This is a genomic window from Bradyrhizobium sp. USDA 4502 (genome assembly GCF_054063355.1).
On sequence record NZ_JBSSGF010000001.1, the window covers coordinates 852,335 to 868,133 of the forward strand.

13 protein-coding genes and 1 pseudogene are annotated in these 15,799 nt (G+C 64.2%); 12 read left to right on the plus strand and 2 right to left on the minus strand.

What is annotated here, in order from left to right:
• Positions 1-64: 64 nt before the first annotated feature.
• Entirely contained in the window at positions 65-1,216 is a 1,152-nt protein-coding gene (locus ACVW1B_RS03810) for a substrate-binding domain-containing protein (protein WP_310881400.1), read from the plus strand.
• 80 nt (positions 1,217-1,296) lie between these two features.
• Here ACVW1B_RS03810 and ACVW1B_RS03815 read toward each other — a convergent pair whose 3' ends face one another.
• Positions 1,297-2,091 carry a DeoR/GlpR family DNA-binding transcription regulator gene (locus tag ACVW1B_RS03815; RefSeq protein ID WP_057018878.1) on the minus strand — a complete coding sequence of 265 codons (795 nt, stop codon included), beginning with the start codon at positions 2,089-2,091 and terminating at the stop codon, positions 1,297-1,299.
• Positions 2,092-2,348: 257 nt separating this feature from the next.
• Between ACVW1B_RS03815 and deoC the strand changes: the two genes are divergently transcribed.
• The 8 genes and pseudogenes from deoC to ACVW1B_RS03855 all read left to right on the plus strand — a co-directional run bounded on the left by deoC (position 2,349) and on the right by ACVW1B_RS03855 (position 11,798).
• Entirely contained in the window at positions 2,349-3,353 is a 1,005-nt protein-coding gene (gene deoC / locus ACVW1B_RS03820; RefSeq protein WP_456821175.1) for a deoxyribose-phosphate aldolase, read from the plus strand.
• 10 nt (positions 3,354-3,363) lie between these two features.
• Positions 3,364-5,751 (plus strand): aldehyde dehydrogenase family protein, encoded by a 2,388-nt coding sequence (locus tag ACVW1B_RS03825; RefSeq protein WP_456791804.1) that lies wholly within the window; start codon positions 3,364-3,366, stop codon positions 5,749-5,751.
• 80 nt (positions 5,752-5,831) lie between these two features.
• Entirely contained in the window at positions 5,832-6,287 is a 456-nt protein-coding gene (locus ACVW1B_RS03830; protein WP_456791805.1) for an RbsD/FucU family protein, read from the plus strand.
• Positions 6,288-6,291: 4 nt separating this feature from the next.
• Positions 6,292-7,216, plus strand: a pseudogene (locus ACVW1B_RS03835) (ribokinase).
• A 7-nt stretch (positions 7,217-7,223) separates the two neighbouring features.
• Entirely contained in the window at positions 7,224-8,099 is an 876-nt protein-coding gene (locus ACVW1B_RS03840; protein ID WP_456791807.1) for a carbohydrate ABC transporter permease, read from the plus strand.
• Positions 8,096-9,133 carry a carbohydrate ABC transporter permease gene (locus ACVW1B_RS03845; RefSeq protein ID WP_456791808.1) on the plus strand — a complete coding sequence of 346 codons (1,038 nt, stop codon included), beginning with the start codon at positions 8,096-8,098 and terminating at the stop codon, positions 9,131-9,133. Before ACVW1B_RS03840 ends, ACVW1B_RS03845 begins: the two co-directional genes overlap by 4 nt.
• Before the next feature lie 49 nt (positions 9,134-9,182).
• The gene (locus ACVW1B_RS03850) at positions 9,183-10,622 is read left to right on the plus strand and encodes an extracellular solute-binding protein (protein ID WP_456794072.1); all 1,440 of its coding nucleotides are present in this window, start codon (positions 9,183-9,185) and stop codon (positions 10,620-10,622) included.
• Between the two features lie 84 nt (positions 10,623-10,706).
• Complete coding sequence (locus tag ACVW1B_RS03855; protein ID WP_253603290.1) at positions 10,707-11,798, plus strand: ABC transporter ATP-binding protein; 1,092 nt, start codon at positions 10,707-10,709, stop codon at positions 11,796-11,798.
• Between the two features lie 31 nt (positions 11,799-11,829).
• Here the strand turns inward: ACVW1B_RS03855 and ACVW1B_RS03860 are convergent, their stop codons facing one another.
• Complete coding sequence (locus ACVW1B_RS03860) at positions 11,830-12,828, minus strand: helix-turn-helix transcriptional regulator (RefSeq protein WP_253603288.1); 999 nt, start codon at positions 12,826-12,828, stop codon at positions 11,830-11,832.
• 538 nt (positions 12,829-13,366) lie between these two features.
• Here ACVW1B_RS03860 and ACVW1B_RS03865 point away from each other — a divergent pair.
• The 3 genes from ACVW1B_RS03865 (at position 13,367) to serA (ending at position 15,792) form a co-directional block, all read left to right on the plus strand.
• Entirely contained in the window at positions 13,367-13,663 is a 297-nt protein-coding gene (locus ACVW1B_RS03865) for a hypothetical protein (RefSeq protein ID WP_244435956.1), read from the plus strand.
• Positions 13,664-13,818: 155 nt separating this feature from the next.
• Entirely contained in the window at positions 13,819-14,187 is a 369-nt protein-coding gene (locus ACVW1B_RS03870) for a BA14K family protein (protein ID WP_253635995.1), read from the plus strand.
• Between the two features lie 351 nt (positions 14,188-14,538).
• The gene (serA, locus tag ACVW1B_RS03875) at positions 14,539-15,792 is read left to right on the plus strand and encodes a phosphoglycerate dehydrogenase (protein ID WP_456821176.1); all 1,254 of its coding nucleotides are present in this window, start codon (positions 14,539-14,541) and stop codon (positions 15,790-15,792) included.
• Positions 15,793-15,799 lie beyond the last annotated feature (7 nt).

The window sequence follows — 15,799 nt, forward strand, 5'->3', positions numbered from 1 at the left end:
CGGAAAAGTGTAGGGGCAAGGTTGCCGGCCTCCGGTCAATCGGCGACCAAAACGGGAGGAAACAATGAAGCCGATCTTGCGACAAACCCTGCCGCTGACCGCGTTGATCGCGGCGACGGCCATTTCGATCGCCGCCTCGGCCCGCGCCGAAGTGCCTGCAACCTGCGTCAAGGGCGTCGATCTCGCGACGCTTGGACCGAAATCGATCGTCGGTCAGGGGCCGCATGGCGAGAAGGCCGCCTCGCCTGAGGTGCTGGCGCTGTCGGACGCCGATGCGGCCAAGATCAAGGAAAAGCACTTCAAGGTCGGCATCTCCATGCAGACCGTCAATCTCGACTGGGCGCAACTGCAGATCCAGGGCATCACCGACACGCTGAAGAAGTACGGTGTGACCGTCACCGGCGTCGCATCCGCCGAATATCAGGTCGACAAGCAGATCGCCGACATCGAGAACACCATCCAGCAGCATCCGGATGGCATCATCTCGATCCCGGTCGATTTCACGGCGACCGCGCCGACCTACAAGAAGATCGCCAAGGCCGGCATCAAGCTCGTGCTGATGGACAGCATTCCGACCGGACTAAAGCATCCCGAGGAATATGCGTCCATGATCTCCGCGGACAGCCAGGGCAACGGCCTGATCGCGGCCCAGATCCTGGCGTCCTGCGTCGCGCAGGGCGGCACCATCGGCCTCGTCAATTTCGGCGTCGATTATTTCAGCACCAACGAGCGCACCAAGGGCGTCCGCGAGTGGATGCAGAAGAACCGCCCGGACATCAAGATGAAGCAGGTCGACTTCACCGACCCGCCGAAGGTGTCGCAGATCGCAGGCGACTTCCTCACCGGCAATCCGGATATCAAGGGCCTGTTCGCGGTTTGGGACCAGCCGGCGCTGGATACGCTGAGCTCGATGCGCGCGCAGGGTATCGACATTCCGGTCACCACCGTCGACCTCGGCCTGCAATCGGCGATCGAGATCGCCAAGGGCGGACCGCTGAAAGCGACCGGATCGCAGCGCCCCTATGACCAGGGTGTCGCCGAAGCGATGGCCATGATGAACGCGCTGCTCGGCAAGGAAACGCCGGGCTGGATCGGTGTGCAGTCGCTGCCGGTGACGCAGTCCAACGTGCTGGAATCCTACAAGACGGTGTTCAAGAAGGAGCCGCCGCCGGAGCTGACCGACGCCTGCAACAAGGCGAAGCCTGCCTGCAACTGAGCCGCAGGAGTTCGATGCGTGGTCACGCGAGCCCGCGCATCGTGAGCAGCCTGATCCGGGCGTGCCGGCCCCCGCTCGGATCAGGTTGCGCTGGTCACGTATTCTACGGGGAGGCTCCGGAAGTGCTTGCGCATGTCCGCTGACGCCGCGCCGCCGACGATGATGCGAGAGAACGCGCCGATATCGGAGAAGAATGCCGACTTGAGGCTGCCGAGCTTGCTGGCGTCGATCACCAGGATGCTCTCCATCGCGGTCTCGATGACGGCCTGCTTGACGGCGACCTCGTGAAAATTCGAGCAGCTCGCGCCGCGGGTCCAGTGTACGCCGCCCGCGGAGATGAAGGCCTTGTTGATGCCGAGCCGCCGCAGATAGGACAGGCCGTCGTCCGACGCAAAGGACTGCGACGACGGATGGTAGAGGCCGCCCATCAGCATCACCTGCGTGGCCGGCCGGCGCGTCACGATCGACGCCACGTTCATCGAATAGCAGATCACCGAAAGCGGCAGGTCCTCCGGCAGGCAGTCCGCCAGCGACTGCATCGTCGTGCCGCAATCGATGAAGATCGTATCGCCTTCCTTGATAGAGGCCGCGGCAGACCGGCAGGCGAGACGCTTGTCCTGGGTGTGCTGATCGATCTCCTGCTCGAACGTGTACTTGACCCCGGTCGGCGACGCCGCATTGACGACGTACCCGCCGAGCAGCGCCAGCGCGGCGTCCGGCCCGGCGAGATCGCGCCGGACCGTCATTTCGGAAACCTTGAGGAGCTCGGCGGCGTCCTTCAGATGCAGCGTGCCGCTCGATTCGACGGCGCGGCGCAGCCTCTGCAGGCGCTGCACGCGCGTCTCGCTTGGTCGTGCGTTCGATGTTTCAGCCATTTTGATCGCCGGGCTTGCTTATCCGATTGACAATGATCTTACAATGTTGTGAGTTTATCAACGTCGATTTGTTACAATAATAACATCCAGTCCGGCGGGCTGATCGAGGGTCGGGGACGATGTCGTCCTCAGGCAGTCGGCAAACCCCGCGGCAAGGTCAGGGGAGGATCACATGTTGCGATCGACACATTCAGTCTATCTGGCGATCTCGTCGATTCGCTAGGACGCACGGCGCCTCCATGACGCAGAGCGTCTTCATGCAGAATCCGTCCCCATTGGCCGCGCAGCCGCCTTCCCCGGGCGGCGAGCATCCGCTGCCGCGCAACGGCGGCCGCACGCTCGAGATGGATTGGGTCGACGAGATCAGGATCAATCTGTCGGCCGCCGAACGCCGCGTTGCGAGCCTGCCGGGCCGGCGCACGGTCAAGAAGGACGCGCAGGCGGCGTGGCTTCTCAAGGCGATCACCTGCATGGACCTGACGACGCTCAATGGCGACGATACGACCGAACGGGTGAAGCGCCTCTGCGCCAAGGCCAAAGCGCCGGTGCGCGGCGACCTTCTCGAGCGGCTCGGCTTTGCCGGCCGTGAGCTGCATACCGGCGCGGTCTGTGTCTACCATCGGTTCGTGGCGACGGCCGTCGAAGCGCTCGAAGGATCCGGCATCCCGGTCGCTGCGGTCTCGACCGGATTTCCCGCAGGTCTGGTGCCGCACGGTCTGAAGCTGAAGGAGATCGAGGCGTCGGTCCGCGACGGCGCGGAGGAGATCGACATCGTCATCACGCGCGAGCATGTGCTGACCGGCGATTGGCGGGCGCTTTACGCCGAGGTGAGGGATTTCCGCGCCGCCTGCGGCGACGCGCATCTGAAGACGATCCTGGCCACCGGCGATCTCAAGACGCTGCGCAATGTCGCCAAGGCGTCGATGGTCTGCATGATGGCCGGCGCCGACTTCATCAAGACCTCCACCGGCAAGGAAGGCGTCAACGCGACGCTGCCGGTGACGCTCGCGATGCTGCGGATGATCCGCGTCTATCAGGAGCGCACCGGCTACCAGATCGGCTTCAAGCCGGCCGGCGGAATCTCGACGGCAAAGGACGTGCTCAACTATCAGTTCCTGATGAAGGAGGAGCTGGGACGCGACTGGCTCGAGCCGGATCTGTTCCGCATCGGCGCCTCCAGCCTGCTCGCCGATATCGAGCGACAGCTCGAGCATCACGTGACCGGCCACTATTCGGCCTTCAATCGCCACCCCGTGGGATGAGACTCCAGCGATGAGCGTCGCAAGCTATTTCGAGACCATGGAGTATGGCCCCGCGCCGGAGGCGGACGGCGAGGCACGCGCCTGGCTGGCGCGGCATGGCGCCACGTTCGGGCATTTCATCGCCGGCAAGTTCACGGCGCCGCACGCCGGTAAACATCTCACGACGACCGAGCCGGCCACGGGCAAGACGCTGGCGCGCATCGCGCAGGGCGCTGCCGCCGATGTCGAGGCGGCGGTTAGCGCCGCACGCACTGCGCAGACAGCCTGGGCGAAGCTTGGCGGTCACGGCCGTGCGCGTCATCTCTATGCGTTGGCGCGCATGCTACAGCGTCACGCCAGGCTGTTCGCCGTGCTGGAGGCGATCGACAACGGCAAGCCGATCCGGGAAACCCGCGATCTCGACGTGCCGCTCGCCGCGCGCCATTTCCTGTATCACGCCGGCTGGGCGCAGTTGCAGGAGCGCGAATTCGCCGATCAAATGCCGGTTGGCGTGATCGGGCAGATCATTCCGTGGAATTTTCCGCTGCTGATGCTGGCGTGGAAGATCGCGCCGGCGCTGGCCGCGGGCAATACGGTGGTGCTGAAGCCGGCGGAGTTCACCTCGCTCACGGCGCTGCTGTTCGCCGAACTGTCGGCCGAGGCCGGCCTGCCGCCGGGCGTGTTGAACGTCGTGACCGGCGACGGTGCCACCGGCGCGCTGCTGGTCGAAAGTCCCGGCGTCGACAAGATCGCGTTCACCGGCTCGACCGAGGTCGGACGGCTGATCCGCCAGTCGACCGCGGGGACCGGCAAATCGCTGACACTCGAGCTTGGCGGCAAGTCGCCGTTCATCGTGTTCGACGATGCCGATATCGACGGCGCGGTGGAAGGCGTGGTCGATGCCATCTGGTTCAACCAAGGTCAGGTCTGCTGCGCCGGCTCGCGACTGCTGCTGCAGGAGGGGATCGCGGAGACTTTCCGCCGGCGCCTGATCCGCCGCATGGAGACGCTTCGCGTCGGCATGCCGCTCGACAAGGCGATCGACATGGGCGCGGTGGTCGCGCCGGTGCAACTCGAACGGATCAAGTCGCTGGTTGAGACTGGGGTGAGGGAAGGCGCCGAGAAATATCAGGCGTCCGGTGCGATCCCGGCGGAGGGATGTTTCTATCCGCCGACCTTGCTCTGGAATGTGCATCCATCCTCGACGGTTGCGACCGAAGAGATCTTCGGCCCTGTCCTGGTGGCGATGACGTTCCGTACCGCAGACGAGGCCGTGATACTCGCCAACAACACGCGCTATGGTCTTGCCGCCAGCGTGTGGAGCGAGACGATCGGGCTGGCGCTCGATATCGCGCCGAAGCTGCTGGCCGGCGTGGTCTGGGTCAACGCCACCAATCTGTTCGACGCCAGCGTCGGCTTCGGCGGCTATCGCGAGTCCGGATTCGGCCGCGAGGGCGGCCGTGAAGGCATGTACGAGTATCTCAAGCCGAAGGCCTGGAGTGGGCGCAAGGCGCGGGCCAAGGCATCGCCGCTGCCGACGGCTTCCGGCGCAAGTGCCGGATTCGATGTGCCGCCAATCGATCGGACGGCAAAACTGTTTGTCGGTGGCAAGCAGGTGCGTCCGGACGGCAATTATTCGCGTCCGGTGCTGTCGCCGAAGGGCCGGCGCCTCGGCGAGGCAGGCGAGGGCAATCGCAAGGATATCCGCAATGCGGTGGCCGCGGCGCGCTCCGCCGAGTCTTGGGCGCGGGCGACGGCGCATAATCGCGCCCAGATCCTCTATTACCTTGCCGAGAATCTTTCCGCGCGCGGCGACGAATTCGCCCGGCGTATCGCCGACATGACCGGCGTGTCGGCTGCGAAGGCGCGCGCGGAAGTCGATGCGAGCATCGAGCGGTTGTTCAGCTATGGCGCCTGGGCGGACAAATTCGAAGGATCCATCCACGCGCCGCCGCTGCGCGGCGTGGCGCTCGCGATGCATGAGCCGATCGGCGTGGTCGGCGTCGCCTGTCCCGACGAGGCGCCGCTGCTTGCCTTCATCAGCCTGGTGGCGCCGCTGGTTGCGATGGGCAACCGGGTCGTCGCCGTGCCCAGCGAGCGGCATCCGCTCGCCGCGACCGACTTCTACCAGGTGCTGGAGACCTCGGACGTGTCGGGCGGCGTGGTCAACATCGTCACCGGCGATCACAGCGAACTGGTCAAGGTGCTTGCCGAGCACGACGACGTCGACGCGCTCTGGGCGTTCGGATCGCAGGACGCCTCAGCGGCCGCCGAGCGGCTGTCGACCGGCAACCTCAAGCGCACGCTGGTCGATCATGGCCTCGCGCTCGATTGGTACGACAAGGCCGCGAGCGAGGGCCCGATCCTGCTCCGCCACGCGGTGCAGGTGAAGAACATCTGGATTCCGTACGGTGACTAGCGACGTCACCTTGCGGTGATATCGATGGGGGTTCGGACCGTCAGAGTCCGGCGAGTTTGAACACAAGGGAGGGACGCAACATGCTCAAGGGCATCGATCCACTGCTCAATGCCGACGTGCTCTATGCCCTGCGGGCGATGGGGCACGGTGATCGCCTGGTGGTGTGCGATACCAATTTTCCGGCCGACTCGATCGCACGGCAGACGGTTCTCGGCCGGTTGCTGCGCATCGACAATGTCAGCGCGGCGAGGGCGATTGAGGCGATCCTCTCGGTGATGCCGCTCGATACATTTGTCGACGATGCCGCGGTCCGCATGGAGATCGTTGGCCAGGCTCAGGAAGTCCCCCCCGTGCAGCGCGAGGTGCAGGCCGCGATCGATCGCGCGGAGGGACGGTCCTGGCCGCTGGTCGGTGTCGAGCGCCACGCTTTCTACGAGAAGGCCAAGACGGCCTATTGCGTCATCGCGACGGGCGAGCGGCGCTTCTACGGCTGCTTCCTGTTCAGCAAGGGCGTGATCGGGCCGGACGGGGAGTGACGAGATGAGCAAGAATGGCGTCGCCGTCCTCGGCGTCTTCGTCGTAGACTTGGCGTTCCGCGCCGGCAACATGCCGGCGATCGGCGAGACGATCGCCGGTTCGGGATTCGCGATGGGGCCCGGCGGCAAGGGATCCAACCAGGCTGTCGCGGCCGCGCGGGCCGGCGCCGGCGTGAGCTTCATCTCGCGGATCGGCAGCGACGCATTCGGCGAGCTTGCGATCAAGACCTGGGAGGCAGAGGGAATCCGGCCGCGCGTGGCCAGGACCGCGGATGCGCCGACCGGCGCGGCGTTTATTTATGTCCATGAGACGCGCGGCGACAACGCCATCATCGTGGTGCCGGGGTGCAGCGGGCGGTATCGGCCCGGCCGATGTCGACGCGGTGGCGGACGCGATCCGCGACAGCCGCGTGTTCGTGACGCAGCTCGAGCAGCCGGTCGATGCAGCGCGGCGCGGGCTCGAGATTGCGCGCGCCGCCGGCAGCATCACGGTGTTCAATCCGGCACCGGCGATCCAATTCGACGATGGCCTGTTTGCGCTGTGCGATTATGTCGTTCCAAACGAGACCGAGGCCGAAGCGCTCACAGGCATCGCGGTGGGCGACCTTGCCGGCGCCCGCCGCGCCGGCGACGCCCTGTTGGCCAAAGGCGCCGGGACGGCGTTGATCACCCTCGGCGAGCGCGGCGCGCTGTTCCATGCGCGGGATCGCTCGCTGCACGTGCCGCCTTTCGCGGCCGGTAAGGTCGTCGAAACCACCGGCGCGGGCGATGCATTCGTCGGCGGCTTCGCGGCGGCGCTCGCCGACGGCGTCGATCCGCTCGAGGCTGCGCGCTTCGGTTCGGCCACGGCGGGAATCTCGGTGACCCGGCCGGGCACCGCGCCCGCGATGCCGCGGCGCGCGGAGATCGAAGCGCTGCTGAGGGGATGATGCTGCGATGATGCGGAATGATCCGATCAAGCATGTCTTCATCTGGCCGGCGGTGCTCGTCGTGCTGGCGATCTCGATATTTCCGCTGATCTATTCGCTGACTACGAGCTTCCTCAGCTACCGGCTGATTCCGCCGATCCCGCCGCGCGTCGTCTGGCTTGGCAATTATGCGGCGTTGTTGCAGGAGCCGCGGTTCTGGAATGCGCTCTTCACCACGACGCTGATTGCGCTGATCGCGGTCGGGTTGCAATACGCGATCGGGTTCGGCGTCGCGCTGGCGCTGAATGCGCGGGTGCCGGGTGAGCGGCTGTTCCGCGTCGCCCTGCTGCTGCCGATGCTGCTGGCGCCCGTCGCGGTCGCGCTGGTGGCGCGCATGATCTTCAATCCGACGATGGGACCGCTCAATCAGTTCCTGTCGAAGTTCGGCCTGGTCAACCTGCCGTTCCTTACCAATGGACATTGGGCACTCGCCTGCATCATCGCGGTCGAGGTCTGGCAGTGGACCCCGTTCGTCATCCTGATGATGCTAGCCGGGCTGCAAACGCTTCCCGAAGATGTCTACGAGGCCGCCGAGCTCGAGAATGCCAGCGCCTGGCAGCAGTTCTGGGGCATCACCTTTCCGATGATGCTGCCGATCTCGGCCGCCGTCGTCTTCATCCGCCTGATCGAGAGCTATAAGATCATGGACACGGTGTTCGTGATGACCGGCGGCGGGCCGGGCGTCGACACCGAGACGCTGACGCTGTTCGCCTATCAGGAAGGCTTCAAGAAGTTCAATCTCGGCTACACATCGGCGCTCAGTTTCCTGTTCCTGATCGCGATCACGATCATCGGCGTGACCTACCTGGCGCTGCTGCGGCCGCATCTGGAGAAGGGCCGATGAGCGGGCTGGGCTTGACGGGGCTGTCGCCATGGAGCCGCCGCCTGGTCGCGGCCGGCGTTCTCATCTGGTGCCTGATCACGGTGTTTCCGCTTTATTGGGTGGTGGTGACCGCATTCAAGACGCCGCCCGGCGTCGTCGGCGGACCGACTTATCTGCCGTTCATCGACTTCACGCCGACCTTGCAGCCCTTCATCGATCTCTATCAGGGCATCCGCGGCGAGTTCTTCCGGACCTTCCTGAACTCGACCATCGTTGGCTTGTCCGCTGCGGCCATTGCCACCGCGATCGGCGCGATGGCGGCCTATGCGCTGGTGCGGTTCGAATTCAAGGTCCGCTTCGGCGCAGGCCTCGTGTTCTTCCTGCTCGCGCTCGGCGGTTACCTGCTGTTCAACACGACGTTCGGGTTCAGCCGCCCGCAGGCATTGTTGCTCGCCTTCCCGATTGCGCTGATCGTGGCCGTCGCCGCCAACCGCCTGCCGCTGCCGGGACCGATCCTCGGCAATGAGGACATCCTGTTCTGGTTCGTCAGCCAGCGCATGTTCCCGCCGATCGTCACCGCCTTCGCGTTGTATCTGCTCTACAGCGAGATCGGCCGGCTCGGCTTCCAGCTGATCGACAGCTTTGTCGGCCTGACGCTGTGTTACGTCGCCTTCTCGCTGCCGATCGTGGTCTGGCTGATGCGCGACTTCTTCGAGGCTGTGCCGATCGAGGTCGAGGAGGCGGCGATGGTCGACAATGTGCCGAGCTGGCGCATCTTCTTCGGCATCGTGGTGCCGATGTCGATGAACGGGCTGCTGGCGACGTTCATGATCACGCTGGCGTTCGTCTGGAACGAGTTTCTGTTCGCGCTGTTCCTGACCAATTCCAGATGGCAGACGCTGCCGATCCTGGTGGCGGGACAGAACAGCCAGCGCGGCGACGAATGGTGGGCGATATCGGCCGCGGCGCTCGTCGCCATCGTTCCCATGATGATCATGGCGGGCCTGCTCAGCCGGATGATGCGGTCGGGCCTGCTGCTCGGGGCCATCAAATAGCAAAAAACCTTGTAGGGAGGACTAGACGATGTTGCGACGGACGTTCCTGATGTTGACCACCTCGCTCGCGATGGCCTGTGCCGCGAGCCAGGCGAATGCCGCCTGCAGCCCGGACTATACCGGCGTCACCCTGACGGTGGCGTCGCAGACCGGGCCGTATATCGCCTCCGCGCTCAAGCTCGGCGCGGATGAATGGGCCAAGAAGACCTGCGGCAAGGTCAATGTCATCGAATTCCCGTGGTCCGAGCTCTATCCGAAGATCGCGACATCGCTGACCGCGTCGGACGCGACGTTCGACCTCGTCAGCTTCGCGCCGGCCTGGCTGCCTGATTTTGTGCCCTATCTCAGCGAGATGCCGAAGGAGATGCAGTCCGGCAAGGACTGGGACGATATCGAGCCGGCCTATCGCGAACGGCTGATGGTGTGGGAAGGCAAGATCTACTCGCAGTCGATGGACGGCGACGTCCACACCTATACCTACCGCACCGACCTGTTCAGCGATCCCAAGGAGAAGGACGCCTTCAAGGCCAAATACGGCTACGACCTCGCGCCGCCGAAGACCTGGAAGCAGTATCTCGACATTGCGGAGTTCTTCCAGCGGCCCGACAAGGGGCTGTGGGGAACGGCGGAAGCCTTCCGCCGCGGCGGTCAGCAGTTCTGGTTCTTCTTCAGCCATGCGGCGGCCTACACCAACAATCCGAACTATCCGGGCGCGATGTTCTTCGATCCCGAGACGATGGACGCGCAGATCAACAATCCGGGCTGGGTGAAGGGGCTCGAGGAATACATCAGGGCATCGAAGCTCGGGCCGCCCAACGCGCTGAATTTCTCGTTCGGCGAGGTGAACGCTGCCGTGGCCGGCGGCCAGGTAGCGGAATCGATCGGCTGGGGCGACACCGGCGTCATCGCCGCCGACCCGAAGCAGTCGAAGATCTCGGGCAAGGTCGGTTCGGCGATGCTGCCCGGCTCGGACGAGATCTGGAACGCCAAGACCAAGAAGTGGGACAAGTTCCCGAGCGTGCTTCCGGGCCCGTTCATGGCATTCGGCGGCTGGCAGATCGCGGTGCCGAAGGCCGGCAAGAACCAGAAGGCGGCGTGGGATTTCGTCAAGACACTGACAAGTCCTGAAGTGTCGGGCCAGGCGGCGATCACCGGCGGCAGCGGCGTCAATCCCTACCGCAAGTCGCACACTGCCAATCTGCAACTGTGGAGCAAGATCTTCTCGCCGGAAGAGGCCAAGGAATATCTCGGCGCGCAATCCGACTCCATCAATGCCAAGAATGTCGCGCTCGACATGCGTCTGCCCGGCTACTTCTCTTACACCGAGGTGGTCGAGATCGAGCTCGGCAAGGCGCTGGCCGGCCAGACCACGCCGCAGGCGGCGCTCGACGCGATGGCCAAGGAGTGGAATCGGCTGACCGACGAGTTCGGCCGGGCCAAGCAGCTCGCGGCCTATCGCGCGGCGATGGGCCTTCCGCCGAAGAACTAGCTTTCCAGTGAGACGTCCCCGGATGATGCGCGAGCATCGTCCGGGACTTTACTTGCCGTCGATGAAGGGACGGAAAAGGAATCCATGGCGCACGTCGAGATCGAGAATGTCAGCAAGGCATACGGGCCCTACAAGATCATTGAAGGGCTCGACCTCAACGTGGCCGACGAGGAGTTTGTCGTGCTTGTCGGCCCGTCCGGCTGCGGCAAGACGACGACGTTGCGCATGATCGCAGGACTGGAGGCGGTGACGAGCGGAACCATCCGCATCGGCAATCGCGACGTGACGCAATTGCGTCCTGGCTTGCGCAATTGCGCGATGGTGTTCCAGAACTACGCGCTCTATCCGCATATGACGGTCGGAGAGAACATCGGCTACGGCATGAAGGTGCGGGGCGAATCGCGCGCCAGCATCGAGAAGGCCGTCAGCGACGTGGCGCGCGTGCTTGACCTCGAACAATATCTGCAGCGCCGGCCCAAACAGCTCTCGGGCGGGCAGCGCCAGCGCGTGGCGATCGGCCGCGCCATCGTGCGCAGCCCGGATGTGTTTCTGTTCGACGAGCCATTGTCCAATCTCGACGCCAAGCTCCGCATCGAGATGCGGACCGAGATCAAGGCGCTGCACCGCCGTCTCGCCAAGACGATCGTCTATGTCACCCACGACCAGGTCGAAGCCATGACCATGGCCGACCGCGTCGTGGTGATGAACCGCGGCCGCATCGAGCAAGCGGCCGATCCGATCACGATCTACGAGAAGCCCAGCAATCTCTTCGTCGCCGGCTTCATGGGCGCGCCCAGCATGAATTTCATCCATGGCGAGCTCGTCGCCCGCGACGGCGCGCTCATTTTCACCGAGCCGTCGGGCACTGCGTTGAGAGTGCCGAAGTCACGCGAGGCGGCCTATGCCGGCAGCGTCGGCAAGCCCGTGGTGCTCGGCGTCCGGCCCGACCATGTGTTGCGGCAAGACGCATCGACAGGCTCTTCCGTCCGAATCCTTGTGAAAGACGTGGAGCCGCTCGGGCCGCACACTCTGGTGATCGGGACCGTCGGCCCATTCGCGTTCACGGCGCAAATGCCGGTCGGCGTCGCCGCGGAACCGGATCATGTCATCGACGTCGCGCTCGATCTTGAGCGAACGCACTTGTTCGACAAGGCGTCTGGGACGGCTATTTGCTGATCCGCCGCAGCCTGGCTCGACAACCGCCTGCCTAGCTTAAGAAACCTCGCGCGCGCCGGACCGTATCGGACGGATACAGGCCGAAGGCCGAGCGGTACACCGCAGCGAAACGGCCCATATGCGTAAAACCCCACTTCAGCGCGACTTCGCTGATCGGGAGCATGTTCTCCGGTCGCGACAGTTCGTCGTGGATGGCCTCCAGCCGAATTTGTCGCAGATAGGCGACCGGCGTCGTGCCGTGGATTTTACGAAAGCCCAATTGCAGCAACCGGCTGCTGACCCCAACCGTTGCGGCAATATCCGATATCGTCAGCGGCAGATGCGGATTGGCCCGCATATACTCGACCGCACGGCGAATGTAGCGCGGCGGCGCATCCAGCGGGTGGCGGCTCAACCGGTCGGTCAGCCGATGAGGAACGTTCTCAAGGATGAGCTGTATCGCTGCTTCGGATAGCAGCGCACTGGCTTTCGGAGAGCGTACCAGGATCCCGTCATACAAGCCGGTGGTGCTCGTGCGGACAAGCTGAAGAAGGGTCTGTCCAACGCCGGTCGACAAGTCGACGATCGGCGTCAGGTTGAGATCTTCCAGCGCCGTGCTCCCGAACGTCGCAGACAGCACCTTGGCAACTACGCCCGTATGCAAGGTGAGCGTGACGCTTGAGTATCGTCCATCGACCGCTTCGACCCGCTGCGCTTGCATCGTCGGAAGGGGGACGATGGCGATCTCGGAGGGGGTCCGCTGGATGCTCTTTCCTGCGATGAGCATTTCGGCCTGGCCGGCATTCAGCAGGCTTATTGCGAGTTCTCCGGCGGAATTCTCGTAAGAATAGCGCCAATCCCAACCGGCCGACAGATCGGCCCGCACGACGTCAAGTTCCGCGCCGATGGCTATGTCCGCATGCCAGCGAAACGATTCGTCAGGCCGCGGCGAGGAATGCGCATTGATCCCGTGAGGGTGGAGCATTTCAAGGAGTTCTTCGAACGAAGATCCCGATCGCGTGGGAGGTGCAGCGAGTACGTCTTCGACCATCAAATCCCAACCATCGGATGATTGCTGTTTCGCGGATTGCCCGATCCATCAGACCGGTTTTCCGCTGTTCAGGGCGTCCGCCACACGCATAGACCGCATCACCACACTAGCACAGCTTTGGTGATTTCGGGTCGCGTGCCCTTTCTCACAATTTCTTCAATATCCGAATAGCGAACAGAATATCCAGGTCGCGCAATCGAGCCGCGAAAGCTGACATTTGATCTCATCCGCCCGCCGGCATCGCGCGACAGTTCCGATTCAATCCGCCTCGCCAACGTTCGAGAGCAGCAGCGGATGCACAGCATGCGCGATCGACTGTTCTAGCCACAATCCGAACGCCTCCATCCGGAATGCGACGTCGTCCATGGACTCGTAGCCCATTTGGCCTAAATCGTCACGACCAACTCAAACGGGTTATGAAAGCATGCTTACAAGGATTACTTGCGTACTCGCGCTTACAGTTCTTTCGTCCATGCCTGCGCTGGCCGATGGTTGCGCAGATCACGTCCAGAGCACCGGCGTTCCGATGGTAACGGGCATGACGCACAAGACCTGGATGATCTTTCCGTCGGTCAATCCCGGTGCCGCCCTCGACAAGGTGTCCCGCGCCGTTCTGGCGGAGGGCTTTGTCGGCGTGAACGTCGACAAGAAACTCGGCACGCTGACCACCCAGCAGGAGACCACCGGATCCGGCCGCCCACAAACGCTGCAAGTCGTCGTCCGCAAGGACGGCAAGGGTAGTCGCGTCGATGCGACCTTCAGCTTGCCGCCGGGACAGTTGGCGCCAGGTGTCGGCGATAACCTCTGCCGCGTCGTGAACGCGGCCGGCCAATGAACTTCGCCCATCTGTGAAGCAGGCTGACGCGCGAATTGTAACCGGCCGCGCGTGTCCGGGTGTCGTCCGGTCCGGAACCAGACGAGTTCATCCAAGTCGAGGGAATCGGGACGCAGGTGCCGGCCTGCGCCCACAGCAATGAAGCAGGAGATATGATGAGTAGGGCTCGCTTTGTGAAAGTTGTTTTGATGGCGACCACCGGTGCCGTGGTGTTTTCGGCCTCCGCCATTTCGGCTCCGTTGCAGCACGGTACCGGCGTTGCGGCGGCAGTGCCGTCGTTGACCGAGAAGGTCTGGTGCCGTTACGGGCAGTGCTATGACAATGGCGGCGGCGCTGCCGTCGGCGGACTGGTCGGTGGCCTCATCGGCGGCGTCATCGCGGCCGGCGCAGCCAACGCCGCCGCGCAGCAGGAAGCTGCCGCCGCCCAGCAGCACGCGGCGTCCTGCGCCCAGCGCTATCGCTCCTACGATCCGGCGTCGAATACGTTCCAGGCAAAGGACGGCCGGCGGTATCCCTGCCAGTGAGACTGCCGCAGGCTTGCGGCGCCGGAACGGGGAGGAAGCGAACCCGCCGCTGCAGACAATAGCCCTCGGCGCCGCGCTGAGCACGAATGGAGCTCCGGCCCGTGAGCCGGAGCAGGCGTTCGAGCGCCCCAGGAGCCGCAAACGCGGCTTCTGCCGGCGAATTGGCCAGGATCTTTGACTGAACGGGTTCCCGCTCCGCGCCTGGATGCGCGGATCGAGAGGCTTCATCGGGAATCGCAGAGCGGGCAGCCCACGGCGGCTTCTGACGCGACCGTTTTCTATGCTATCACGCGATCCGTCGAAACTGCGCTCGTGGCAGGATCTGCCCGAACCTTACGAATCCGGATCTCGATGATGTTGTCGCTTCCCAAGACCAAAATACGCGTGCTGCTGCTGGAGGGCGTGAACGAATCCGCGGTCCGGATGTTCGAGGCGAACGGCTATACCGAGCTGCAACGTCTGCCCAAGGCGCTAGGACCCAAAGAACTCAGGCAGGCGCTGTCGGGCATCCATATGTTGGGAATTCGCTCGCGGACCCAGTTGACCGCGGACATCCTGGAGGTCGCCGACCGATTGCTCGTTGTCGGCTGCTTTTCGGTCGGCACCAATCAAGTGGATCTCGACGCCGCGCGAAAGCTAGGGATTCCCGTCTTCAACGCGCCATACTCCAACACCCGCAGCGTGGCGGAGCTGACCATCGCCGAGATCGTGATGCTGTTCCGCCGGATATTTCCGCGTTCGGTCTCCGCGCATGCCGGCGGCTGGGACAAGTCCGCCGAAGGCAGCCGCGAGGTGCGCGGCAAGACGCTCGGCATCGTCGGCTACGGCAACATCGGCTCGCAGCTGTCGAACCTCGCCGAAGCCATGGGCATGCGGGTGATCTATTTTGATCAGACCGACAAGCTCCGCCATGGCAATACCGAGCCCGCCGAATCGCTCGACGCGTTGCTCGCAGCAAGCGACGTCGTATCGCTGCATGTCCCGGAGACGCCGGCCACCGCCAACATGATTGGCGCCGCCCAGCTCCAGCTGATGAAGCCTGAGGCCTATCTGATCAACAACTCGCGCGGCACCGTGGTCGATCTCGATGCGCTGGCGAGCGCCCTGCGTGAGGGCCGGCTGGCGGGTGCCGCGGTCGACGTGTTTCCGGTCGAGCCGGTGTCGAACGAGGCGCGCTTTGTCTCCCCGCTGCAGGGTCTCCCCAACGTCATCCTCACGCCGCATGTCGGCGGTTCGACGGAAGAAGCGCAGGATCGCATCGGCGGCGAAGTTGCACGCAAGCTGATCGACTATTCCGATGTCGGATCGACCTTCGGCGCGGTCAATTTTCCGCAGGTGCAATTGCCGGCGCGACCGACCGGCACCCGTTTCATCCATGTTCATCGCAACGTTCCCGGCGTCATGCGCCAGGTCAACGACGCGGTCTCCCGGCACGGGATCAACATCCTGGCGCAATATCTGCAGACCGATCCGGAAGTCGGCTATGTCGTGCTCGAGACCGACGTGGTCGGCGGCGAGGGCGAGGGACTGCTGGCCGATTTGAAAGCCATTGACGGCACGATCCGCGTGCGGGTGCTGTACGACGCGAACCGGCCGCAGGGGTGATCGACTT

Coding starts and splice junctions, on each gene's coding strand:
- ACVW1B_RS03830 (WP_456791805.1), top strand. CDS start 5,832: ATGCTCAAGGGCATCGATCCACTGCTCAATGCCGACGTGCTCTATGCC.
- ACVW1B_RS03825 (WP_456791804.1), top strand. CDS start 3,364: ATGAGCGTCGCAAGCTATTTCGAGACCATGGAGTATGGCCCCGCGCCG.
- serA (WP_456821176.1), top strand. CDS start 14,539: ATGATGTTGTCGCTTCCCAAGACCAAAATACGCGTGCTGCTGCTGGAG.
- ACVW1B_RS03815 (WP_057018878.1), bottom strand. CDS start 2,091: ATGGCTGAAACATCGAACGCACGACCAAGCGAGACGCGCGTGCAGCGC.
- ACVW1B_RS03855 (WP_253603290.1), top strand. CDS start 10,707: ATGGCGCACGTCGAGATCGAGAATGTCAGCAAGGCATACGGGCCCTAC.
- ACVW1B_RS03860 (WP_253603288.1), bottom strand. CDS start 12,828: ATGGTCGAAGACGTACTCGCTGCACCTCCCACGCGATCGGGATCTTCG.
- ACVW1B_RS03865 (WP_244435956.1), top strand. CDS start 13,367: ATGACGCACAAGACCTGGATGATCTTTCCGTCGGTCAATCCCGGTGCC.
- ACVW1B_RS03840 (WP_456791807.1), top strand. CDS start 7,224: ATGATGCGGAATGATCCGATCAAGCATGTCTTCATCTGGCCGGCGGTG.
- ACVW1B_RS03870 (WP_253635995.1), top strand. CDS start 13,819: ATGAGTAGGGCTCGCTTTGTGAAAGTTGTTTTGATGGCGACCACCGGT.
- deoC (WP_456821175.1), top strand. CDS start 2,349: ATGCAGAATCCGTCCCCATTGGCCGCGCAGCCGCCTTCCCCGGGCGGC.
- ACVW1B_RS03845 (WP_456791808.1), top strand. CDS start 8,096: ATGAGCGGGCTGGGCTTGACGGGGCTGTCGCCATGGAGCCGCCGCCTG.
- ACVW1B_RS03850 (WP_456794072.1), top strand. CDS start 9,183: ATGTTGACCACCTCGCTCGCGATGGCCTGTGCCGCGAGCCAGGCGAAT.
- ACVW1B_RS03810 (WP_310881400.1), top strand. CDS start 65: ATGAAGCCGATCTTGCGACAAACCCTGCCGCTGACCGCGTTGATCGCG.